Source organism: Acidovorax sp. SRB_14 (genome assembly GCF_012932145.1).
In the GTDB taxonomy this organism is placed as follows: Bacteria; Pseudomonadota; Gammaproteobacteria; order Burkholderiales; family Burkholderiaceae_C; genus Simplicispira.
On the sequence record NZ_MWOK01000010.1, the window covers coordinates 124,196 to 146,898 of the forward strand.

General features: G+C 67.6%; 19 protein-coding genes and 1 pseudogene. 7 read left to right on the forward strand and 13 right to left on the reverse strand.

Features of this window, described 5'->3' with window-relative positions; all coding sequences use genetic code 11:
* Positions 1-7: 7 nt before the first annotated feature.
* The 4 genes from B2J86_RS10040 to B2J86_RS10055 form a co-directional block, all read right to left on the reverse strand.
* On the reverse strand, positions 8-1,423 hold the full coding sequence (locus B2J86_RS10040; protein ID WP_173025438.1) for an MFS transporter: 1,416 nt from the start codon (positions 1,421-1,423) through the stop codon (positions 8-10).
* Between the two features lie 20 nt (positions 1,424-1,443).
* Complete coding sequence (locus B2J86_RS10045; RefSeq protein ID WP_173025439.1) at positions 1,444-2,736, reverse strand: nitrate/nitrite transporter; 1,293 nt, start codon at positions 2,734-2,736, stop codon at positions 1,444-1,446.
* Between the two features lie 129 nt (positions 2,737-2,865).
* On the reverse strand, positions 2,866-3,570 hold the full coding sequence (locus B2J86_RS10050; protein WP_173025440.1) for a response regulator transcription factor: 705 nt from the start codon (positions 3,568-3,570) through the stop codon (positions 2,866-2,868).
* A complete protein-coding gene (locus tag B2J86_RS10055) occupies positions 3,527-5,512 on the reverse strand; it encodes a type IV pili methyl-accepting chemotaxis transducer N-terminal domain-containing protein (protein ID WP_173025441.1) in 1,986 nt (661 codons plus the stop codon). The genes B2J86_RS10050 and B2J86_RS10055 overlap by 44 nt, the downstream gene beginning before the upstream one ends.
* Positions 5,513-5,559: 47 nt before the next feature.
* Here B2J86_RS10055 and B2J86_RS10060 point away from each other — a divergent pair, with 47 nt between their 5' ends.
* A complete protein-coding gene (locus tag B2J86_RS10060; RefSeq protein WP_254068045.1) occupies positions 5,560-6,381 on the forward strand; it encodes a ChaN family lipoprotein in 822 nt (273 codons plus the stop codon).
* Between the two features lie 3 nt (positions 6,382-6,384).
* Here B2J86_RS10060 and B2J86_RS10065 read toward each other — a convergent pair whose 3' ends face one another.
* Entirely contained in the window at positions 6,385-9,060 is a 2,676-nt protein-coding gene (locus B2J86_RS10065) for an EAL domain-containing protein (RefSeq protein WP_173025443.1), read from the reverse strand.
* A 53-nt stretch (positions 9,061-9,113) separates the two neighbouring features.
* Between B2J86_RS10065 and purU the strand changes: the two genes are divergently transcribed.
* The 4 genes from purU (at position 9,114) to B2J86_RS10085 (ending at position 13,744) form a co-directional block, all read left to right on the forward strand.
* Positions 9,114-9,962 (forward strand): formyltetrahydrofolate deformylase, encoded by an 849-nt coding sequence (gene purU / locus B2J86_RS10070; RefSeq protein ID WP_169636307.1) that lies wholly within the window; start codon positions 9,114-9,116, stop codon positions 9,960-9,962.
* 5 nt (positions 9,963-9,967) lie between these two features.
* Entirely contained in the window at positions 9,968-10,882 is a 915-nt protein-coding gene (locus B2J86_RS10075; RefSeq protein ID WP_169169693.1) for a LysR substrate-binding domain-containing protein, read from the forward strand.
* Positions 10,883-11,034: 152 nt separating this feature from the next.
* Positions 11,035-12,561, forward strand: coding sequence for an FAD-linked oxidase C-terminal domain-containing protein (locus tag B2J86_RS10080; RefSeq protein WP_173025444.1), 1,527 nt, complete (start codon positions 11,035-11,037; stop codon positions 12,559-12,561).
* A gap of 151 nt (positions 12,562-12,712) precedes the next feature.
* Entirely contained in the window at positions 12,713-13,744 is a 1,032-nt protein-coding gene (locus B2J86_RS10085) for a patatin-like phospholipase family protein (RefSeq protein ID WP_173025445.1), read from the forward strand.
* A 176-nt stretch (positions 13,745-13,920) separates the two neighbouring features.
* Here B2J86_RS10085 and B2J86_RS18185 read toward each other — a convergent pair.
* The 4 genes and pseudogenes from B2J86_RS18185 to B2J86_RS10105 form a co-directional block, all read right to left on the reverse strand.
* Positions 13,921-14,007: pseudogene (locus B2J86_RS18185) on the reverse strand (hypothetical protein); the annotation flags it as partial.
* 16 nt (positions 14,008-14,023) lie between these two features.
* Complete coding sequence (locus B2J86_RS18190) at positions 14,024-14,209, reverse strand: type I restriction endonuclease (RefSeq protein ID WP_173025446.1); 186 nt, start codon at positions 14,207-14,209, stop codon at positions 14,024-14,026.
* 64 nt (positions 14,210-14,273) lie between these two features.
* A complete protein-coding gene (locus tag B2J86_RS10100; RefSeq protein ID WP_254068046.1) occupies positions 14,274-14,963 on the reverse strand; it encodes a hypothetical protein in 690 nt (229 codons plus the stop codon).
* 46 nt (positions 14,964-15,009) lie between these two features.
* Positions 15,010-16,572 (reverse strand): type I restriction-modification system subunit M, encoded by a 1,563-nt coding sequence (locus B2J86_RS10105; RefSeq protein ID WP_173025447.1) that lies wholly within the window; start codon positions 16,570-16,572, stop codon positions 15,010-15,012.
* A gap of 349 nt (positions 16,573-16,921) precedes the next feature.
* On the opposite strand from B2J86_RS10105, the gene B2J86_RS10110 reads away from it, so the two are divergent.
* On the forward strand, positions 16,922-17,383 hold the full coding sequence (locus B2J86_RS10110) for a hypothetical protein (RefSeq protein WP_216842350.1): 462 nt from the start codon (positions 16,922-16,924) through the stop codon (positions 17,381-17,383).
* Positions 17,384-17,446: 63 nt separating this feature from the next.
* Here B2J86_RS10110 and B2J86_RS10115 read toward each other — a convergent pair whose 3' ends face one another.
* The 3 genes from B2J86_RS10115 to B2J86_RS10125 all read right to left on the reverse strand — a co-directional run bounded on the left by B2J86_RS10115 (position 17,447) and on the right by B2J86_RS10125 (position 20,566).
* On the reverse strand, positions 17,447-18,739 hold the full coding sequence (locus tag B2J86_RS10115; protein WP_173025448.1) for a DUF445 domain-containing protein: 1,293 nt from the start codon (positions 18,737-18,739) through the stop codon (positions 17,447-17,449).
* A 225-nt stretch (positions 18,740-18,964) separates the two neighbouring features.
* Positions 18,965-19,372 carry an FKBP-type peptidyl-prolyl cis-trans isomerase gene (locus B2J86_RS10120; RefSeq protein WP_173025449.1) on the reverse strand — a complete coding sequence of 136 codons (408 nt, stop codon included), beginning with the start codon at positions 19,370-19,372 and terminating at the stop codon, positions 18,965-18,967.
* Between the two features lie 42 nt (positions 19,373-19,414).
* Positions 19,415-20,566: an aminotransferase class V-fold PLP-dependent enzyme gene (locus B2J86_RS10125; RefSeq protein ID WP_173025450.1), complete on the reverse strand. Its 1,152-nt coding sequence runs from the start codon at positions 20,564-20,566 to the stop codon at positions 19,415-19,417.
* Between the two features lie 211 nt (positions 20,567-20,777).
* On the opposite strand from B2J86_RS10125, the gene ltaE reads away from it, so the two are divergent.
* Positions 20,778-21,845 (forward strand): low-specificity L-threonine aldolase, encoded by a 1,068-nt coding sequence (gene ltaE, locus B2J86_RS10130; RefSeq protein ID WP_173025451.1) that lies wholly within the window; start codon positions 20,778-20,780, stop codon positions 21,843-21,845.
* Positions 21,846-21,969: 124 nt separating this feature from the next.
* Here ltaE and B2J86_RS10135 read toward each other — a convergent pair whose 3' ends face one another.
* On the reverse strand, positions 21,970-22,689 hold the full coding sequence (locus B2J86_RS10135) for a YggS family pyridoxal phosphate-dependent enzyme (RefSeq protein ID WP_173025452.1): 720 nt from the start codon (positions 22,687-22,689) through the stop codon (positions 21,970-21,972).
* Between the last annotated feature and the right edge of the window lie 14 nt (positions 22,690-22,703).

Below are 22,703 nucleotides of genomic sequence, written 5' to 3' on the forward strand. Positions count from 1 at the left end.
CAAGGGTTCAGCACGGCATCTCGGCGTGCTTGCGCGCGTAGTACCACCAGGTCACCACGATGCACAGGACATAAAAAACGGCGAACGTCCACAGCGCAAACTCGGGCCCGCCGGTCAGCGCAATCGAGCTGCCGTAGCTCTTGGGGATGAAGAAGCCGCCATAGGCCGCAATGGCCGCCGTGAAGCCCAGCGTGGCCGCGCCCAGCGTGTTGCCTTCTTTCTGCGCCTGCGCCACGGCGGTGGTGTCGTTGGCATCGACGCCGCGCATGGCCTCTGCCAGGAAGATGGCGGGAATCATGCTGAAGGTCGAACCGTTGCCGATGCCCGTGGTCAGGAACAGCACCAGGAAGCAGACGAAGAAGCCGGCAAAGTTGCCACCCACGCCGCCGTGCGGCAGGAACTGGATCACGCCCACCACGGCAATCGCCATGACCGCGAAGTTCCACAGCGTCACGCGCGCGCCGCCCACCTTGTCGGCCAGCCAGCCGCCGAAGGGCCGCACCACGGCACCGACCAGGGGGCCCAGCCACGCATAGGCCAGCGGATTGACGTCCGGGAACTGGCTCTTGATGAGCAGCGGAAAGCCCGCGGCATAGCCGATGAACGAACCGAAGGTGCCCAGGTACAACAGGCACATCAGCCAGTTGTGTTTGCGCCGGAAGATCGCGGCCTGACTGGCGAACGAGGCCTTGGCGTCGGCGATGTCGTGCATGCCGAACCATGCGGCCAGGGACACCAGGGCGATCCATGGCACCCAGATGAAGGCGGCGTTCTGCGTCCAGACCTGCACGCTGGCGCCGTTCTTCGCGATGGTCTGCCCTTCGCCGCCAAAGATGCCGAAGATGCCGGCCGTGACCACCAGCGGGCTCAGGAACTGCACCACCGACACCCCGAGGTTGCCCAGGCCCGCGTTCACGCCCAGCGCCGAGCCCTTGCGTTCCTTGGGGAAGAAAAAGCTGATGTTGGCCATGCTGGAGCTGAAATTGCCCCCGCCCAGGCCGCACAGCAGCGCCAGCGCCAGCATGGTCGGGTAGCCGGTGGTGTTGTCCTGTACGGCGTAGCCGATGCCGACTGCGGGAATCAAGAGGGAGGCAGTGGAGATCGCCGTCCAGCGCCGGCCGCCGAACACCGGCACCATGAACGAGTAAAAGATGCGCAGCGTGGCGCCGCTGAGCGCAGGCGCCGCCGCCAGCCAGAACAGCTGGTTGCTCGAATATTTGAAGCCGAGGCCAGGCAGGCTCACGGCGACCACGCTCCAGACCTGCCAGATGGCAAAGGCCAGGAACAGCGCCGGCACCGAAATCCAGAGGTTGATCTTGGCGACGGCTTCGCCTTCGCGCTCCCAGAACGCCTTGTCTTCTGGCGTCCAGATGTGCAGGGTGCGCCCGGTGCGTGCACGCGCGGCAGGGGTAGAGGCAGACATGGTGTGTGGCTTTCAGAAGGTCAGCGGACTGCACGCGCCGCCGGGGCGTTGGCCGGGCCCATCACATCGGTGCGACGGACTTCGGTGAAATACATCCAGATCAGCGACACCCAGACCACGCCGTACATCAGCATGAAGGCGCTGGAGCGGATGCCGGTCAGGTCCATCAGGGCGCCGAAGGCGATCGGCAGCACAAAGCCGCCCAGGCCGCCGGCCAGGCCGACGATGCCGCTGATGGCGCCGATGTTGGCTGGGTAGTCGTCGCTGATGTACTTGAAGACGCTCGCCTTGCCGAAGGCGAAGGCAATGCCCAGGATGAACATCAGCGCGGTGAACGTGTACACATCCAGGCCCAGGTGAAAGGTCCTGGGGCCGTCCACGGTCAGGATGCTGAAGTCGGTCTGTGGATAGCTCAGCAGGAACAGGCAGATCCAGCTGACCCACATCACCCACCAGGTGACGCTGTGCGCACCGTACTTGTCCGACAGCCAGCCGCCAATGGCGCGCAGCACGCCCCCGGGCAGCGAGAAGCAGGCCGCCAGCAGCGCCGCCACACGGATGTCGAGACCGTACTCCCCGACGTAGTACTGCACCATCCACAGCGACAGCGCCACGTAGCCGCCGAACACGATGCTGTAGTACTGGCAGTACTTGAGCACCTTGGGATCCTTGAGCGCCTTGAGCTGGTCGGTGAACTTGACGTTGCTCGGCACCAGGTGTGCCGGGTCGCTGTAGCTGAAAAGCCAGAACAGCACCAGCGTACCCAGCATGATGGCCGCATAGACATGCGGCACCATGGTCCAGCCAAAGGCCACCAGCAGCACGGGGGCGACGAACTTGTTCACCGCGGCGCCCGAGTTGCCGGCGCCGTACACGCCCATGGCCGTGCCCTGGCGGTTCTTGGGGAACCAGCGCGCCACATAGGGAGTGCCCACCGAGAACGAGCCGCCGGCCAAGCCGACGAAAAGACCAATGGTGAGGAAGTGCCAGTACTCGGTGGCATAGCCCATCATCCAGATGGCCGGCACGGTGACGGCCATGAGCACCGCCATGACGATGCGCCCGCCGTACTTGTCGGTCCAGATGCCCAGCGGCACGCGGATCAGCGAACCGGTCAGCACCGGCATGGCCGTGAGCAGGCCGAACTGGGTCGAGCTGAGGTTCAGCATCTTTTTGATCGGAATTCCGATCACGCCGAACATCATCCAGACCATGAAGCAGACCGTGAACGCCAGTGTGCTGACGACCAGGACCGACCAGGCCTGCCGGGTGCGTTGCGGACTGGGGCCCGCAGACAGCGGTGCGTGTGCCATTGCGCGATACCTCTCCTGTGTTTGTAGAGGGATCGTCGCCTGCCATGGCGTCTTCGGCCATCCTCCTGCCGAGGCATGCCCGCGTGGCAGAAGAACTAGGCGCCGCCCCGGCCGCCTCGTCCTAAAGGACTAGGCGATGCGCTGGCGGTCGGCCGCGTAGACCGCGGCCTGTACGCGCGAAGTCAATTCGAGTTTGCGCAGGATGTGCTGCACGTGGATCTTCACGGTGGTCTCGGCAATGTCGAGCGTACGCGCGATTTCCTTGTTGCTGGCGCCGCGGGCGATCTCGCGCAGCACCTCTTCCTCGCGCGGCGTCAACGCCGCCGGTGCCGGCGCGGCCTCGTCCGGCATGCCGCAGGGCGCCGCGGCCGCGCCGTCCGCGGGCGCCGGGCTGTCCTGCGCCTGGAACGCCGCCACCAGTTTGCCCATCAGTTCGAGGCTCACCACCGGCTCGCCGCGCACGGCGCGGCGGATGGCATCGGCCAGCAGGTCGCCGTCGATGGTCTTGAGCAGGTAGCCATGCGCGCCATTGCGCAGTGCCATGGCCAGGTCTTGCGCGTCTTCGCTCACGGTCAGCATCAGCACGCGCGCGAGCGGAAGCTGCTGGCGCAGGTCCTTGATGGCATCGATGCCGCTCACGCCAGGCAAATGGTTGTCCATCAGGACCACGTCGGGCTGCAGCGCGGGCGCCAGCCGCAGCGCCTGCGCGGCGTCCCCTGCCTCGCCCACCACCTGCAGATCTTCATCCTGTCCCAGCAGCGCCACCAGGCCGCGGCGAAACAGGGTGTGGTCATCCACTACGAACAGCTTGATGGGAGCGGGTGGTCGGTTCATGCGCTTGCGTGGTTGGGTGCAATGGGAAAGAAGGTGCCGCAAGAGCGGCGGCGTTGCCGCTGGCCGGGTCTGCGCCCGCCGCGCTGGCCGGCAGTTCAATGCACACGGTGGTGCCCTGGCCAGGAGCCGAGCGCACGTGCACCTGCGCGCCAATGCCGCGCGCGCGTTCGTGCATGATGCCCAGGCCCACGTGCACCGATTCCGGCGAGGTGGCTACCATGTCAAAGCCCACACCGTTGTCCTGCACCTCAAAGCGCCAGTGCGGATGGCGCTGCGCCCGCAGTTGCACCCGGCTTGCGCGCGCGTGCTTGCGCACGTTCGACAGCGCCTCCTGCAGCATGTGCAGCACCTGGATCTGTACATCGGGCGCGAGCGGCAGCCCGTGGCCGTCCATCGCCAGTTCGGTGGCAATGCCGGTCTGGTGCTCGAACTTGGACAGTGTGGTGCGCAGCGCCGCCTCGATGTCTTCCGCACTGGTGCGCGTGCGAAAGTGCACCAGCAGCTCGCGCACATCGGCGTAGCACTCGCGCACACCGACATCGAGCTCGGCCAAGCTGCGGTCGCGCCCGGCGATGTTGTTCTTGGCCACGGCATCGCGCAGCAACTGGCTCTGGATCTTCAGGAACGCGAGCGACTGGGCGATCGAGTCGTGCAGTTCGCGCGCCAGTAGGCCGCGCTCCTCGGCCACGGCGGCTTCGCGCTCGAGCGCCGCTGCGCGCAGCCCTTCCATGGAGCTGGCCAGGTGGCGCACCATGGCTTCGAGCAGTTCGCGCATGTCGTCCGTCAGCTCGACGGGCGTGCGGAAGAACAGGTTGAGCTCGCCGAGCACGCGCTGGTGCACCACCACCGGCAGCGCCACCAGGGTGGCATAACCTGCCTCCTGGCAGTGCGCCAGCAGCATGCTGGACGTGGGCACGATCGGAATCACCCGGGTACGTGCTTTTTGCTGCGGCTGGCCGCACAGGCAGCTGCCGGCGTGCAGGCACCGCTCCTGCTCGGCCATGGCACGCGGCAGGCCGTCGGTGGCCAGGATCACATAGCGCTCGTTGCCCTCGTCGGACCAGCGCACCACCGCCGCGTCGGCCCGGGAGATGCGGCGCGCCTGCTGCACGAAGCCCTGCGCCAGCACGTCCAGGCTCGGGGCCTCGGAGGCCTTGGCGCTGACCTCGTACAGCGCAGCCAGGCGCTGGCTCTTGTCTTCGATGCTGGCGGTTTTCTCGCGCACCTTGCGCTCGAGGTCGGTGTGCGAAGCCTGCAAGGCGTGGGCCATGCGGTTGAAGCCCGCGGCCAGTTCGCCGAACTCATCGTCGGACTCCACCGCCAGGCGCGTATCGAGCGCGCCCTGGCGCATGCGCGCGAGCGCCTGGTGCAGGCGCGCCACAGGGTTGAGCACGACCCAGTAACTGAGGGCCATGAAGGCCACGGCCGCCGCGATGGCCAGGCCCATCATGGACAGCTGCAGCAGGTGCAGCACCGAAGTCCAGCGCGCGCTTTCAAGCTCGATCGCATGCACCAGCCCGTTGATGAGGCGCACGTTCGCATCGGCCTGCGCCACCACCTGCTGCACCGGGGGCGGCGGCTCCGCCGTCCACTGCGCGCGCGTGCTCGCCCAGGCGGTGCGCACCTCGGTAAAGCGCGTGTGCGTGTCCTCGCCCCAGGGCACAAACAGCGGGCGCGCCGGGTCGCCGGTGCGCAGCAGTTCCAGACTGGCATCGAAATTCTGTGCCAACGCGCGCAGCTCTTGAGGCGACCCGGTCTGCAGCGCCAGCGCCATGCGCATGGTGTGCATGCGCAGCCGCCCCGCCTCGTTGACGGCCGCGGCCCCGCCTTCGAGCTTCCAGGCCACCCACAGGGTCAGGCCGATCGAGGTCAGCGCCACCAGCAGGAAGCTCGCCCCCATGGCCAGGAGCTTAGTGGTCAGCGTGGTGGGGGCCTTGCGCATCGGGCCAGTGTAAGAGATGGATGTGGCGTACCGCTACCATGGCAGCCATGTGGATTCGCCCCCTGCCCCTGTTGCTCTGTACCGTGGCGCTGCTGACCGGGTGCGCCGTTCTGGCACCGGCGCCGCTCTCGGCGCCCGCACGCCAGGCCCTGCTGCCGGCCGACGTGCTGCTGCTGGGCGAGCAGCACGATGCCGGCCAGCACCAGCAATGGGAGCGCGCCACCGTGCAGTGGCTGGCGCATCGCGGCCAGCTCGCCGCGCTGGTGATGGAAATGGCCGAAGCGGGCCGCAGCACGCAGGGCCTGGCCCCCGGCGCGAGCGAGGCCGCCGTGCAATCGGCGCTGGGCTGGAGCGACGCCGCCTGGCCCTGGGCCGCCTATGGCCCCGTGGCCATGGCCGCCGTGCGCGCCGGCGTGCCGGTGCTGGGCGGCAACCTGCCGCGCCAGGCGCTGAAAGCCGCCATGGCCGATGCAGCGCTCGATGCGCAGCTGCCCGCCGCCGCCCGCGCGCGCCAGCTGGAGGCCGTGCGCGACGGCCACTGCGGCCTGCTGCCCGAGGAGATGCTGCCCGGCATGGTGCGCGTGCAGATCGCGCGCGACCTCCAGCTGGCGCGTACCGCAGCGGCCGCGCACCGGCCCGGCCAGGTGGTGCTGGTGGTGGCCGGTTTTGGCCATGTGCAGCGCGGCCTCGGCGTGCCGCAGCACCTGCCCGGCGATTTGGTGTCAAAAGTGGCGATAGCGCAGGCGGGGAAAGCGCCGAAAGCTATCAAAAACGAAGCGGATTGGGTCGAGGAAACGGCCCCGCTGCCAACGCACGACGCCTGCGCCGACCTGCGCCGGCAGTGGCCGGCGCAGGCCGCGAAGCCATAGCCCTCAGGCGGGCGCGCCGCCGTCGGCCTGCGCCCGCAGCAGCGCGGCGAACTCGGCGGCCGGCAGCGGCCGGCTGCGCAAGTAGCCCTGGTAGGTGTCGCAATGGCGCTCGCGCAGGAACTGCAGCTGGGCCGCCGTTTCCACGCCTTCGGCCACCACCTGCAGGCCCATGCTGTGGCCCATGGCAATGATGGCGGCGCTGATCGCCATGTCGCCCGCGCTGTGCGGAATCTCGCGGATGAAGCCCTGGTCGATCTTCAGCACGTCGATCGGGAAGCGCTTGATCAGCGCCAGTGACGAGTAGCCCGTGCCAAAGTCGTCCACCGCCAGGCGCATGCCCAGGTCGCCCAGGCGCGTGAGCACCTGCAGCGCCTCTTCGGGCCGGTCGGCCAGCACGCTTTCGGTGATCTCGAGCTCCAGGTGCGTGGCCGGGAAGCCGGTCTCGCTGAGCACTGCCTCGGTGCAGGCGACGAGGTCCGAGAGGTGGAACTGGCGCGGCGACACGTTGACCGCCAGGGTCAGGGGCGGCAGGCCGTCGTCGAGCCAGCGGCGCCCCTGCCGGCAGACCTCGCCCAGCACCCACTCGCCCAGCGGCCCGATGAGGCCCGACGACTCGGCAACCGGGATGAAGCGCGCCGGCGAGACCATGCCTTCTGCGGGATCGTGCCAGCGCAGCAGCGCCTCGGCCCCGGCGATGCGGCCCGTGGCGATGTCCACCTGGGGCTGGTAGTGCATGTGCAACTGCCCTTGGGCCATCGCCAGGCGCAGGCGCGCCTCCAGCGCCAGCCGCTCGCGCGCCGCCTGCGTCATGTCCTCGTGGAAGAAGCACCACGCGCCGCGCCCGCGCGCCTTGGCGCCATAGACTGCTGCGTGCGCGCCCTGCACCAGCGCCTGGCCGGTGTCGGCATGCTCGGGGAACAGGCAGATGCCGACGCTGGCACCGGCCACCACCTCGAAGCCCTCGGGCGAGCGCCACGGCTCGCCCACGGCCGCGATCAGCTGGCGTGCCACGGCCGCCGCGCCATCCGCATGGCGCAGGTGGCGCACCACCACTGCCATTTCGTCGCCCGCCATGCGCCCCAGCAGATCGCCCGGGCGCAGCACCGCCTGCACCTGGCGCGCAATGTGCGCGAGCACCTGGTCGCCCACGGCGTAGCCATAGCTGTCGTTGACATCCTTGAAGCGGTCCAGGTTGAGCTGCAGCACGGCCAGATGCTCCCCGCTGCCACGGGCCTGCGCGACGGCGCTGTCCAGCTGCGCGCTGAACCAGGCGCGGTTGCCCAGGCCCGTGAGCGGGTCCTTGTGCGCCAGGAACTCCAGGCGCTGGCGCTGCGCCTTCTGCTCGGAGATGTCGATGAACATGCAGACATAGTGCGTGACCGCCCCCGCCGCGTCGCGCACCGCGCTCAGCGACATGTGCTCGGGGAACACCTCGCCGCTCTTGCGCCGGTTCCAGATCTCGCCCTGCCAGTGGCCGGTGCGCTGCACGTGCTCCCACATGCCCTCATAGAACGCGCGGTCGTGGCGGCCCGACTTGAAGATGCGCGGCGTCTGGCCCAGCAGCTCGTCCTCGGTGTAGCCCATCAGCCGCGTGAAGGCCGCATTGACCGACAGGATGCGGCTTTGCGCATCGGTCACGACCACGCCTTCCATCGTGTTGTCGACCACGGTGGCCGCCAGGCGCCGGCGCGCGTCGGCGCGGCGCTGGTCCGTGAGGTCGGTCAGGATGCCGGAAAAGCGCGCCGGCCGCCCCTGTGCGTCCAGGTGGCGCTGGCCGCTGGCCGTGAACCAGCGGTACTGGCCGTCGAAACACAGGATGCGCACGGCCTCGCTGAAGCGCGCGCCCGTCGCCACCGCGCGGCGCGCCGCGCGCAGCACGCGCCAGCGCTCTGCCGGGTGCAGGCGCTCGCCCAGGGCAAAGGCCTGCGCAAAGTCCGCGCCGCGGTAGCGCAGCAAGCGCTGCAGGCCGGCGCAGGCGATGCCGCTGCGGGCCTGCAGGTCCCAGTCCCACATGCCACTGCCGCTGCCTTCGAGCGCCAGGCGCAGCCCGGCCTCGCTGCGCTCGAGCGCCTCGCGCGCCGCGTGGATCTCGCGGATGTCCTGCAGCGCGCAGACCAGGTGGGCCGCCTCGGCGCCCGCAGCGGGCACCAGCGTGACGGTGCACACCACGGGCACGAGCGCGCCGATGCCGGGCTGGCGGCACTGGCGCTCGCCCTGGTAGTGGTCGATCTCGCCGGCCAGCAGGCGCTCGCGCTGGCGCTGAGCCCAGCCGCGGTCGGTGGCCTGCACCAGGTCGCGAAAGTCCTGGCCCTGCAAGGCGGGCACGGCCACGCCCGTGAGCTCGCTCAGGCGCTCGTTGGCCCACACGATCCTGCCGTCCATGCCGACGCGCGCGATGCCGGCCGGCGCATGGCGCAGCACATGCGCGGTGTGCTGCGCGGCCAGGGCCTGCGCGCTGTCGGCGGCCTGCATGTGCCGCAGCAGCCACCAGGCCAGGGCGCCCGTCGCCAGCACAAACACCCAGCCTTTCCACAGCTGGTAGCGCTGCACCGCCGCCACATCGAGCGCCATGGCGGCCAGCAACAGGTCGCCCGCCAGCACCCAGCACGCGCCCACGGCCAGGTACAGCACCAGCCCATGCCAGGGCCGTACCCGTTTTGTTTCGCCGCTTGTGTCCATCAATGCCCCACTGCCCCTTCGGGCCCCGGCCATGCTGCGACAATCCTGCCGCTATGACCCAAGCCTATGTTTTGAACCTGTCCTGCCCCGACCGACTGGGGCTGGTGCATGCCGTCTCCGGCTTCCTGATGGAGCACGGCGGCAACATCGAGGAAGCCGCGCAGTACAACGACCCGGCCACCGGCCTGTTCTTCATGCGCGTGCAGTTTGCCTGCACCGAACACGACCACTCGGCCCTGTCCGAGCGCCTGGCCAGCTTTGCCCAGCCGCACCAGATGCGCTGGAGCCTGCACGCGACCCACCAGCCCGTGCCCACGGTGATCCTGGTCAGCCGCGACGGCCACTGCTTGAACGACCTGCTGTTCCGCTGGAAGTCAGGCCTGCTGCCGGTGGACATCCGCGCCATCATCAGCAACCACCGCGACTTCTACCAGCTGGCCGCGAGCTACAACGTTCCCTTCCACCACATCCCCGTCACGGCCGCCACCAAGGCCCAGGCCGAGGCCAAACAGTACGAAATCATCGAGGCCGAGGGCGCAGAGCTGGTGGTGCTGGCGCGCTACATGCAGGTGCTGTCAAACGACCTGTGCACCAAACTGGCGGGCCGCGCGATCAACATCCACCACAGCTTCCTGCCCAGCTTCAAGGGCGCCAAGCCCTACTACCAGGCCCACGACCGCGGCGTGAAGCTGATCGGCGCCACCGCACACTACGTCACGGCCGACCTCGACGAAGGCCCGATTATCGAACAGGACGTGGCGCGCGCAGACCACACCGACACCGTCGAAGACCTCACGGCCCGCGGCCGCGACACCGAAAGCCAGGTGCTGGCGCGCGCCGTCAAGTGGCACAGCGAGCGCCGCGTGCTGCTCAACGGCCACAAGACCGTGGTCTTTCGCTGAGCGCCATGCGCAGCGCCGCATCGCCCGTCGGTCTGCCACCCCCACTGGCCCTGGCACGGCGCATCCCGCCGATCCAGTGCCTGCTGACCTTCGAGGCGCTCGCGCGGCTGCGCAGCGTCACGCTCACGGCAGACGAGCTGTGCGTGACGCCCAGCGCCGTGAGCCACCGCGTCAAGCAACTCGAACAGATCCTGGGCACGCAGCTGTTCGGCCGCGCCGACTTCTCGCTGACCACCGACGGCAGCGCCTACCTGGCCCATGTGCGCGAGGGCCTGGGCGCGCTGCAGCGCTTTCCGGGTGCGGCCGCCGCGCCGGGCAAGCGCCGGCTCAAGCTGGCGGTGACGCCGACGTTCGCGCGCGCCATCCTGATCCCGCGCCTGCGCCAGTTCACCGAGGCCTACCCCGAGATCGATCTGGCGCTGCAGGTGTCGATTCCGCTGCTGGACGTGGTGGCCGAGGACGCGGACCTCATGGTGCGCTTTGGCGCCGGCCACTATGCCGACGTCGAGCACGTCGAGATCGCGCGCGACGTCGTCACGCCGCTGGCCTCGCCCGCCTTCGTGCGCGAGCACGGCCCCTTCGAGCGGCCCGAAGACCTCGAAGGCACGCCGCTGCTGCGCAGCCCGCTCGAGCCCTGGCGCACCTGGTTCGCCGCCACCGGCCTGGCCTGGCCCGAACCGCAGGAAGGCTCGCAGTTCAACGACGTGGGCCTGATGTGCGACGCCGCCGCCGCCGGCATGGGCGTGGCGCTGGTGCGGCTCAAGCTCGGCGCGCCCTGGCTGGACAATGGCGCGCTGGTGCGCCTGTTCGACATCGACGTGCCCAGCCCGCACGCGCACTACCTGTGCTGGCGCACCGGCGCGATGGACCGCTGGGAATGCGCGGCCTTTGCCGAATGGCTGCGCAAGACCATGGTGTAAAACCAGCCAAATTGGCCTCTGGCGCTTATGCAGCAAGCGCCCATAGCTTCTTTTTCGATAGCATTCAGTGCGCTGCCCATGGCAGCACATTTCACATCCGGCTGCAATAAACATCACGGCGACGGCGCGCCACATCGCCTAAAGTGGCGTGCATGACCTCTGCCAGCCGCCCCCTTTCCGCCGCCCCGCCCGCGCCTGCTGCCGCCGCGCCGTCCGCGCGCGCCGCGCGCCAGGCCGAGGTGGTGCAGGCGCTGCTCCTGCACCTGCCGGCGCACGCGCTGCTGTGGCACAGCGAAGACACCACGCCCTACGAATGCGACGGCCTGACCGCCTACCGCCAGCGCCCGCTGGTGGTGGCGCTGCCCGAAACCACAACCCAAGTGCAGGCCGTGCTGCAGGCCTGCCACCACCTGGCCGTGCCCGTGGTGGCGCGCGGCGCCGGCACCGGCCTGTCGGGCGGCGCCATGCCGCACGCCCTGGGCGTGACGCTGTCGCTGGCCAAGTTCAACCAGATCCTGAAGATCGACCCGGTCAGCCGCACCGCCGTGGTGCAGTGCGGCGTGCGCAACCTCGCGATCAGCGAGGCCGCCGCGCAGTACGGTCTGTACTACGCGCCCGACCCCAGCAGCCAGATCGCCTGCACCATCGGCGGCAACGTGGCCGAGAACTCGGGCGGCGTGCACTGTCTCAAGTACGGCCTCACGGTGCACAACGTGCTCAAGGTGCAGGGCTTCACCGCCGAAGGCGAGCCCGTCACCTTCGGCAGCGACGCGCTTGACGTGCCTGGCTACGACCTGCTGGCCGCCGTGATCGGCAGCGAGGGCATGCTCGCCGTGGCGACCGAAGTGACCGTCAAGCTCATCCCCAAGCCGCAGCTGGCGCGCTGCATCATGGCCAGCTTCGACGACGTGCGCAAATCCGGCGACGCGGTGGCCAACGTGATTGCCGCCGGCATCATTCCGGCCGGCCTCGAGATGATGGACAAGCCGATGACCGCCGCGGTGGAGGACTTCGTGAAGGCCGGCTACGACCTCACGGCCGAAGCCATCCTGCTGTGCGAGAGCGACGGCACGCCCGAAGAGGTCGAAGAAGAGATCGGCCGCATGAGCGCCGTGCTGCGCGCCGCCGGCGCCACCGCCATTGCCGTCAGCGAGAACGAGGCCGAGCGCCTGCGCTTCTGGAGCGGGCGCAAGAACGCCTTTCCGGCCAGCGGCCGCATCAGTCCCGACTACATGTGCATGGACTCGACCATCCCGCGCAAGCGCCTGGCCGACATCCTGCTGGCCATTCAAGACATGGAGAAAAAGTACGGCCTGCGCTGCGCCAACGTATTCCACGCGGGCGACGGCAACCTGCACCCGCTGATCCTGTTCGACGCCAACGACCCCGACCAGCTGCACCGCTGCGAACTGTTCGGCGCCGACATCCTGGAGACCAGCGTGGCCATGGGCGGCACCGTTACCGGCGAGCACGGCGTGGGCGTCGAGAAGCTCAACAGCATGTGCGTGCAGTTCAGCGCCGAAGAGAACGCGCAGATGTTCGGCCTCAAGGCCGCGTTCGACCCGGCCGGCCTGCTCAACCCCGGCAAGGTCATCCCGACACTGAACCGCTGCGCCGAGTACGGCAAGATGCTGGTGCGCGGCGGGCAGATCAAGCACCCCGATCTGCCGCGCTTCTGAAACCCGCACAGGGATTCCAGGCCATTTTGGGCCCAAACGCTTGCCAGGCAAGCGCTGGCAGCTCTTGTTTTGAGAGTGCAAAGCTCTCGCAAGAGCCCGCTCTGCCCCCGCCGCTATACTGCCCAGCCCCATGACAGCAGGAGCTCCCGGCATGCGTTTGAACGCCTTTTTGCGTCCCCTGGCCTGTGGGTGTCTGCTGGCGCTGGCCGCTTGCAGCAGCGCTCCGCCGAACCCCTCTGCGGCGGCTCCCACAGCGGCAGCCAGCACCCCGGCCGCACCCGTGCGCGTCGGTATTGCGCTGGGCGGGGGCGCCGCCAAGGGCTTTGCCCACATCGGCGTCATCAAGATGCTCGAAGCCAACGGCTTGACGCCTGCCGTGGTGGCAGGCACCAGCGCGGGCAGCGTGGTCGGCGCCCTGTATGCGAGCGGCATGGATGCGTTCGAGCTGCAGGAAAAGGCCGTGGCCCTCGATGAGACCAAAATCCGCGACCTGCAGCTGTCGTCGGGCGGGCTGGTGCTGGGCCAGAAGCTCGAAGACTATGTGAACGAACAGGTGCAGCGCAAACCGCTGGAGCAGCTGACCAAGCCCTTCGTGGCCGTGGCCACGCGGCTCGAAGACGGCGAGCGCACCGTGTTTGCCCGCGGCAACACCGGCCAGGCCGTGCGCGCGTCCAGCAGCATCCCCGGCGTGTTCCAGTCCGTCACCATCGGCAAATACCATTTTGTCGATGGCGGCATCACCAGCCCCGTGCCCGTCGATGCAGCCCGCCAGCTGGGGGCCGATGTGGTGATTGCCGTGGACATCTCGAACAAGGCCCGGGGCAAGACGCCCGACGGCATGCTGGGCACGCTCGGCCAGTCGATTGCCATCATGGGCCAGAAGCTCGGCCAGGCCGAGCTGGCGCGCGCCGACGTCATCATCCGCCCCAAGGTGCTCGACATCGGTTCTGCCGACTTCAGCCAGCGCGCCCTTGCCATCGTGGAAGGCGAAAAAGCCGCCCTGGCCGCCATGCCACAGATCCGCGAGCGCATCGCCCAGCTGCAGGCCGAACGCGCCCAGGCTGCGCGCCTGGCCCAGCAAAAGACGGCCGAAGCCCAGCACCAGGCCTGCCTGGACAATCGCTCCCGCCTGAAGAAGCTGGCGGGAATGGCCGGGCTGGACGACACCTGCGCGTTGCCTTGAATGGAGCGGAGGGCAAAACTCCGCTGCAGAGCGTCTTGTGCTGGCTGGCTTTTTGTAAATGCACTGCAGTCATCCACCGCCGCCGGGTCATTCATGTCCAGGCCTTGCAAAGCCTTCAGGCTGACGAACTCATCGAAATTTTGCAGCACGTTCTCAACGCGCAAATATTCGCCAAACAGTTTTGCAAAGGCCTTTTTGTCGGCCTCTTTTTCAATGGCTGCAGGGTCTGGAAAGCGCTGCTCCAGTTCCTTCACCACATCCACAAAACCACGCCGCGCTTCACCGGTCTTTGATCAGGTTGTTATCGGCCTTCGCCCAGTTCATGGTGAAGTCGAAGCTGTTCTTGCTGCGCTGGGTGGTGTTGGCAAAGTAGCGGCTGTCGGTGCCGTTGGTAATCACGAACAGCTGCAAATACTTGAACAAGGACTGCGTGCTGTTGAAGCTCAGGGTCAAGAAATCAAACACATACGGGTCTTTCAGGCTTTGCTGCACCAGCGCTGACTGGGGTGCAGGCAGAGTCTGGGCAAAGTTAGCCTAAGAAGCTGGCCGTCTTCTCGTACAGATTGCGCAGCAGCGTGAAGTGGTAGCGCTCCACCTTTTGATCGGCAATCGCCAGCTCGATGGTCTGCAACAGGTGCAGATGGTAGGAGAAGCTCTTGTTGGAGTCGCCGTGTTTTTCCGTCAGCGTGAAGCTGCCGTCTTCCTGGCGATTCAGCATGTAACAGGCTTTGTTGCTGAACTCATTGAACAGCACGTTGTAGAACAGTGGGCTGTGTGTGGTGATGATGAACTTCAGATCGGACTGGCTGGATTTGATCAACCCCGCCAGGTTGACCGCTAGCTCGATCAAATGGTTTTCATCCAGTGAACTCACCGGATCATCCACAAAGACGTACTTCAGATTGTTGAACACATCGGTGGAGCGGTTGGCGACCTCTGCGATGTTCAGTTCACCAATCACCTGCTCCAGCAGGGCATTGAACACGCTCCAGATGAAGTTGCTTTCCTCGCCCTTGGAAATCTTGATGTTCGGCTCATGCTGGTTGTTGCCACGTTCAAAAGAAAAGCTGACCGAGGAAAAATCTGTACTGAAATGGGGTGTCAACTTTTCGCTGGTGTAGTGCTGAAAAGTGGCAGTGATGCTCTGGTCTCGGTGAAGTCTTTCTTCTGTAAGCCATTGCCCCGAACCAGCTCGCCAAGAGAACTCAAAGGCCTCCACTCCACGGCACCCCCATCCAGCAGCTTTTCCAGGAAGCTCGCGCTGCTCATGCGCCCAGCTCCTGCCCTTCGATCTCGGCCACGATGGCGTCGATGTCTTTTCGTAGCTGGTCGATTCGGGTGGCCGTGGTTTTCAGTTCCGCATTGAGCTGGGCAATGTTCACCACCTCCCGGTTGTCTTTGGCTTCGATGTAGCTGCTGACCGACAGGTTGTAGTCGTTGGCGGCCACCTGCTCAAACGGCACAGACTGGGCGAAGTGGTCCACGTTCGCCTTGCGACCGAACACCGCCATGATCTGGTCGATGTGAACGTCCAGCAGCAGGTTGTTGTTGGTTCCCTTCTCGAAGTAGTCTTTGCCGCTGGCGTCGATGAACTGGATGTGGGTGTCGGTCTTGTGTTTGGACAGCACCAGGATGTTCACGGCGATGGTGGTGCCATAGAACAGGTTGGGCGCGAGCGAAATCACCGTTTCCACATAGTTGTTGTCCACCAGGTATTGGCGGATCTTCTGCTCGGCGCCGCTGCGGTAAAAGATGCCAGGAAAGCAGACGATGGCGGCTCGGCCTTTGGCCGATAGGTAGCTGAGCGCGTGCAGCACAAAGGCGAAGTCGGCCTTGGATTTTGGGGCCAGCACGCCCGCCGGGGCAAAGCGGTCGTCGTTGATGAGGGTCGGGTCGTCTGAGCCCTTCCACTTCACCGAGTAGGGCGGGTTGGAGACGATGGCGTCAAACGGCTTGTCGTCGCCAAAGTGGGGTTCGATGAGGGTGTCGCCCAGCTGGATGTTGAATTTGTCGTAGTTGACGTTGTGCAGAAACATGTTCATCCGCGCCAGGTTGTACGTGGTGTGGTTGAGTTCCTGTCCAAAAAAACCGTCTTCAATGATGTGTTGATCGAAGTGCTTTTTGGCTTGCAGTAGCAGCGATCCCGACCCGCAGGCAGGGTCGTAAATCTTGTTGATGCTGGTTTGCCCGTGCATGGCCAGCTGGGCAATCAGCTTGGAGACCTGTTGCGGCGTAAAAAACTCGCCGCCCGATTTGCCTGCGTTGGCGGCGTAGTTGGAGATGAGGTACTCATAGGCGTCGCCAAACAGGTCGATGTGGCTGTCGTCAAAGGTGCCGAAGTCCAGATCGGCCACGCCTTTGAGCACAGCGGCCAGGCGGGCGTTTTTGTCTTTGACGGTGTTACCCAGGCGGTTGCTGGTGGTGTCGAAGTCGGCAAACAGGCCCCGGATGTCGCGCTCTGACGGGTAACCGATGGCAGAGGATTCAATGAGAGAAAAGATTTTGGCCAAGTCGGTGTTCAGGCTTTCGTTGGTGTTGGCTTTGGCCGCGACATTGACGAACAGCTGGCTGGGGTAGATGAAGTAGCCCTTGGTTTTGACGGCGTCGTCGCGGATTTCGGGCGTGATGACCAGGTCGGAAAGCGCTGCGTAGTTGATGCTGTCGTCACCGCCTTCGATGTATGCCGCAAAGTTTTCGCTGATGAAGCGGTAAAACAGGGAGCCGAGCACGTATTGCTTGAAGTCCCAGCCGTCGACGGCTCCGCGGACATCGTTGGCGATTTGCCAGATTCGGCGTTGGAGTTCTGCACGTTGTTGGATGCTGGTCATGGTGTGTTCTTGTTGGGGTGCGTTGTTGCGGATACAGGAGCGCTTGCCGCTTTTGCGTATTGTCGAGATCAAAAGTCGCTGAGCTGGGTTGGCGACTCTCAAGGCGCGTAGCAGTCTACTTGGGCTCTGCGCATGGGTTTCAGAACAACTTGAAGAACGCCCGGGCGCTATGAGGGATCACGCAACTTGGCCCGATGCGGGCCGAAGGCTGCCGCACGTAACATCGGGAGCGGCAGTAACCAGCCTGAAGCTGCGGTTCAGCCGGAAGGCTTGAAGGGCAGTTCGTGAGCGATAACACCCCGCACCCCAGAGACAATCCCCAGCAACATCCTCTCCTTCCACCCCGATCATGACCACTGCCCCCTGCTCCACCCTCCTCCAATCCGGCAACGCCCTCGTCGCCCAGGCCCAGGCCGCGGCCACGCAAGACTTTGCGGCGGCGCGCGCGCTGTGGCGGCAGGCGGGCGCGCTGTTTCGCCAGGCGCATGCGGCCGACCCCGAAAACCACGAAGCCGCACTGCGCGTCGGCCAGGCCTTGGTTGCCGAAGCGCACGCGCTGCAAAAGGAAGGCTCGGACGATGCCGTCGGCCTGTGGCGCGACGCGGCCGTGCAGTGCGAAGCGGCCTTTGCGCTCGACCCGCACCACGCGCCGACCGCCATGCACGTGGCCAGCTGCTATGCCTGGGCGCAGGATGCCGAGGCCGCGCAGGCCTGGGCGCAGATCGCGCGCCACCTGCAGGCGCAGCACGCCGCCGACATGGCGGCTGACCGGGCGGCCGACGCAGCGGCAGACGACCGCGCCCCCGACTGAGCCCCGACTGAGCCCCGACTGAGCCCCGACTGAGCCCCGCATGGCCCGCGCGGGCGCGCCGGTTCAGCCTCCTGCCAACCCCATCGCCCGCGCAATCTCGCCCATGTGCGAGACGGCGAACAGCACCAGCCCGATCAGCCCGCCGACCACGGTGCCGTTGATGCGGATGGTCTGCAGGTCCTTGCCGATGTTCAGCTCGATGATCTGCGACATCTCCTGCGCGTCCCAGCGCTGCACGGTGTCCTCCATGTGCTGCGCCACGAACTGCGCCACGTCGGGCGCCAGGCCGTGCACCCACTGCGCGAGCCGCGCGTTCAGCGCCTCGCGCAGTGCCGGGTCCTGCGCCAGCGACGCGCCCAGCCACTGGCCCATGGCGCGCACGTTGCGCGCCACCGCCGAATGGCCGTCGGCCAAATCGCGCTGCAGCGACGCGCGCAGGCCCTGCCACAGCTCCTGCACGTAGCGCCCGAGCGTGGCATTGGTCTGCAGGTAGTGGCGGATTTCGTCGGCCTTGCGCGCCCAGGCGGGGTCGCTCTGCAGCCGCGCGATGAACAGCTGCACCGCCTCGTCGAACTTGGCGCGCAGCTGGTGCTGCGGGTTGGCGGCCACCTCGGCGAGCAGGCCTTCGAGCGCATGCGCCAGCATGGCCGCGCCCTTGTCGCCGAGCCAGTCGGTGGGCAGCATCTTTTCCTTGAGCGGATGCTCCGTCTTGAGCCAGTGCACCAGCGTGCGCGCGATCAGCGTGCGCGTGTCCTCGCGCTGCAGCAGCGCGATCAGCTGCGCGATGGCGTCGCCCAGCAGCGCCTGGTGGCGGTCGCCCTGCGTGAGCGCGCCGAGCGTGCGCGCCAGGGCCTGCGAGAGGTCGATCTGGCCGATCAGCGTGCGCGCGGCCTTGCGGATGAAATGCTCGACCTGCCGGTCCTGCACCATGTCGAGCGCAGCCGACAGCATGCGCGCCACCTGCTGGCCCAGCAGCTGCGCGTGGCCGGGCGCCAGCAGCCACTCGCCCAGGCGCGCCACCAGATCGTGGCGGCGCACCAATGCGACCAGCGAGTCGGCGTCGAGAAACTTGTCGCGCACGAAGCGTGCGAGGTTGCGGCCGATGCGGTCCTTGTTGCGCGGAACAATGGCCGTGTGGCGTGCGATGAACGGGATCGGCACGCGGTGGAACAGTGCGCGCACCGCAAACCAGTCGGCCAGAGCGCCGACCATGGCGGCCTCGGCCACGGCCTTGAGTCCATCGACCGCCAGGCTGCGGGGCGCGAGGCTGGTGGCCACGAACACTGCCGTGGCCAGCAGCAGCAAGGCCAGGGCGAAGCGTTTGGCGCGTTGCAGCGCAGCGGTCTGGTCGGGCATGGGCTTGAGTGCGGTGGCGCCGTGCAGGCAAAGCGCCAACGTAGCACGCTGCGCCGGCTGCCGCTGTCAGCGCAGGCCGCTTTCCAGGCATGCAAGCCAAAACTGCCGCAAACGCTGACTGGCCAAGCGCTCACAGCTATCAATCAATGAGCGCGCGCACTGCGACACACCGCAGCGCCCGGCGGGCACCCTGCGCAATGCCGCAGCGCCGCAGCGCGGGGCCGTTTACTTGATGCCCACCAGCTCGACCTCGAAGTTCAGCGTGGCGTTGGGCGGAATCACGCCGCCGGCGCCGCGCGCGCCGTAGGCGATGGCGGGCGGGCAGGTCAGCTTGGCCTTGCCGCCGACTTTCATCTTCTGCACGCCCTCGGTCCAGCACGGGATCACGCCGGTGAGCGGAAACTCGATCGGCTGGCCGCGCGCGATCGAGCTGTCGAACTCCTTGCCCGAATCGGGGAAGGTGCCGCGGTAGTGCACGCGCACCGTGTCGCTGGCCTTGGGGCTGGCACCGGTGCCGTCCTTGAGGCTTTCATAGACCAGGCCGCTGGCCGTGGTGACGGGGGCGGCGGCCTGGGCGGCGCCCATAGCGACAAACGCGCCGATGGCAATCAGGGCAGGAACAAAACGGGTCATGGAACAGGTCTTTCTGTGGTGTGGAAGCGGGCGCCAGGCCCTTCAGGCCGGCACGCCCATCGCGTCGAGCGCGCGCGCCACATGGGCCACGGTGCGCTCGACGTTGTGCCATTTTTCGAGCCCGAACAGGCCGATGCGGAAGGTCTTGAAGTCCGGGCCTTCGTCGCACTGCAGCGGCACGCCCGAGGCGGTCTGCAGGCCGACTTCCATGAACTTCTTGCCGCTCTGGATGCCGGGGTCGGTGGTGTAGCTGACGACCACGCCGGGCGCCTTGAAGCTGTCGGCGGCCACGCTGGGGAAGCCGCGCGACTCGAGCAGCGCGCGCACCTGGGCGCCGAGCGCGATCTGCTCCTCGCGCACCTTGGAAAAGCCGTAGGCGCGCGTCTCGACCATCACGTCGCGCAGGCGCACCAGCGCGTCGGTGGGCATGGTCGTGTGGTAGGCGTGCTGGCCCTTTTCGTAGCCCTCGGCGATCTGCATCCACTTCTTGAGGTCGCACGAGAAGCTCGAGCTTTGCGTGTGCTCGATGGCTTCGCGCGCGCGCTGCGACAGCATCACCATGGCGCAGCACGGCGAGCTGCTCCAGCCCTTTTGCGGCGCGCTGATCAGCACGTCGACGCCGGTCTGCTCCATGTCGACCCACATCGCGCCCGAGGCCACGCAGTCGAGCACGAACAGCGCGCCCACCTCGTGCGCGGCGTCGGCCACGGTGCGCAGGTAGGCGTCGGGCAGCAGGATGCCGCTGGCGGTTTCGACGTGGGGCGCGAACACCACCTTGGGTTTTTCGGCGCGGATGGTGGCGGCCACCTCGTCGGCCGGGCACGGCGCCCAGGGCGCCTGCGCGCCGCTGCCCTGCTGGCGCGCCTTGCAGACCACGGCGCCTCCACCGACACCCCCCAGGCCAAAGCCGCCGGCGTCGAAGATCTGGCTCCAGCGGTAGCTGAACCAGCCGTTGCGCACGATCAGCACCTTCTGGTTGTTGGCGAACTGGCGCGCCACGGCCTCCATGCCGAAGGTGCCGCTGCCGGGCACCAGCACGGCAGTGTGGGCGTGGTAGACCTCCTTGAGCGTGCCCAGGATGTCCTGCATCACCCCCGTGAAGCGCTGGGACATGTGGTTGAGCGCACGGTCGGTGTAGACCACCGAAAACTCAAGCAGGCCATCGGGATCGATATCGGGCAACAGACCGGGCATGGAGCATCTCCGTCAAGAAAGGGATCAAAAAGAGGAGCGCGGCGCCCCGTCCGACCGGGTGGCAGCGGGGCCGCGCGCTGGGCAAATCAGCTTAGCACGCAGCCGGTGCCCCGACCCGCGCCCCGCAGCCGGCCCGCGGGCCATGCCCCTGCCCCGGCCAGACGGGGCAGAGCGGGCTACGATCGGCGCTTTTGACACCGAAAGCGCCCCGATGCCAGATTTTCGCAGCGACACCGTGACCCAGCCCACCGCCGCGATGCGCGCCGCCATGCAGGCCGCGCCGCTCGGCGACGACGTATTCGGCGACGACCCCTCGGTCAATGCGCTGCAGGACCATGCGGCGCAGCTGCTGGGCTTCGAGGCCGCGCTGTTCGCCCCCACCGGCACGCAGACCAACCTGATCGCGCTCATGGGCCACTGCCAGCGCGGCGACGAGGCCATCGTCGGCCAGAGCTGGCACACCTACCGCTGGGAGGGCGGCGGGATGGCCGTGCTGGGCTCGATCCAGCCGCAGCCCGTGGAGACGCAGGCCGACGGCACGCTGCGGCTGGCCGACATCGCTGCGGCCATCAAGCCCGACGACCCGCACTTTGCGCGCACGCGCCTGGTGGTGCTCGAGAACACCACCGGCGGCCAGGTGTTGCCCCCGCCCTACATCGCCGAGGTGGCGCAGCTGGCGCGCGCACGGGGCCTCTCCACGCACCTCGATGGCGCGCGCCTGTTCAACGCCGCAACCGCCAATGCCGCGGCGAACGGCAGCGATGTGTACGCCGAGGCGCGCGCCATCTGCGCGCATTTCGACACCGCTTCGGTCTGCCTGAGCAAGGGCCTGGGCGCGCCCGTGGGCTCGCTGCTGCTGGGCACGCGCGACTTCATCCGCCAGGCGCGGCGCACGCGCAAGATCCTCGGCGGCGCCATGCGCCAGGCCGGGCTACTGGCCGCCGCGGGCCAGCACGCGCTGCAGCACCATGTGCGCCGCCTGGCCGACGACCACGCGCTGCTGCACGAGCTGGCCCAGGGCCTGCAGCAGGCGGCGCACACGCACCCGCTGCTGGCGGGGCGCCTGGTGGTGCACCCGGCGCAGACCAACATTTTGTTCACCGATGTGGACGCGGCCGTGGCGCCGCAGTTCACCGCCTGGATGGCCCAGGGCGGCGTGCGCGTGACCAGCGGCGCCCATGGCGGCCAGACCCGGCTGCGCTGGGTCACGCACCTGGACGTGGGCGCCGCCGACGTGGCGCAGGCGCTCGCCCGCGTGCAGGCGTTTGCGCTGGCGTAGGCGTGGCCGCGGCGCCATCGCCTATCTTTTTGATAGCTGAAGGCGATTGCCTGGTAAGGCCTGGAGGCCGTTTTCATTGAAAATTCGCCGCGCCAGCGGTGGCCTGCCCTGCCGGCCCTGGCTTTCAGGCTGCGGCAGCGCGCACGCGGCCGCCAAAAATGCCGCTGCCCACGCGCACCAGCGTGCTGCCGGCAGCCACGGCCGCTTCGAGGTCGGCGGTCATGCCAAGCGACAGCGTGTCAAAGCGCTCGAGGCCCGCGCCGCCCGCGGCCAGGATCGCGTCGAAAACCGCCTTGGCGCGCAAGTGCAGCGCGCGCTGCGCTTCGAATTCCACCGCCGGCTCGGGAATGCTCATGACGCCGCGCAGTGCCAGGCGCGGCAGCGCCGCCACAGTGCGCGCGAGCGCCAGGGCCTCGCCCGGCGGTACGCCCGCCTTGGTGGGGCCGCCGTCGACGTTGAGCTGCAGGCACACCTGCAGCGGCGCCAGGTGGGCCGGGCGCTGCGCGGACAGGCGCTCGGCAGTCTTGGCCCGGTCCACCGTGTGGACCCAGTCGAAGTGCTCGGCCACCAGGCGCGTCTTGTTGCTTTGCAGCGGGCCGATGCAGTGCCACTCCAGGGGCCGGTGGCCCCCGGCGCGCAAGGCCGCCATCTTGTCGAGCGCCTCCTGCACGTAGTTTTCGCCAAAGGCGCTCTGCCCGGCGGCGGCCGCTTCCTGCACGGCCTCGGGCCCGAAGGTCTTGGAGACCGCGAGCAGCGCCACGCTGCCCGGATCGCGCCCGGCCTGCGCGCATGCGCGTGCAATACGCTGTTGCACTTGCTGGAGGTTGTTAACAATCATCGTCATAATGACCGCCGAGC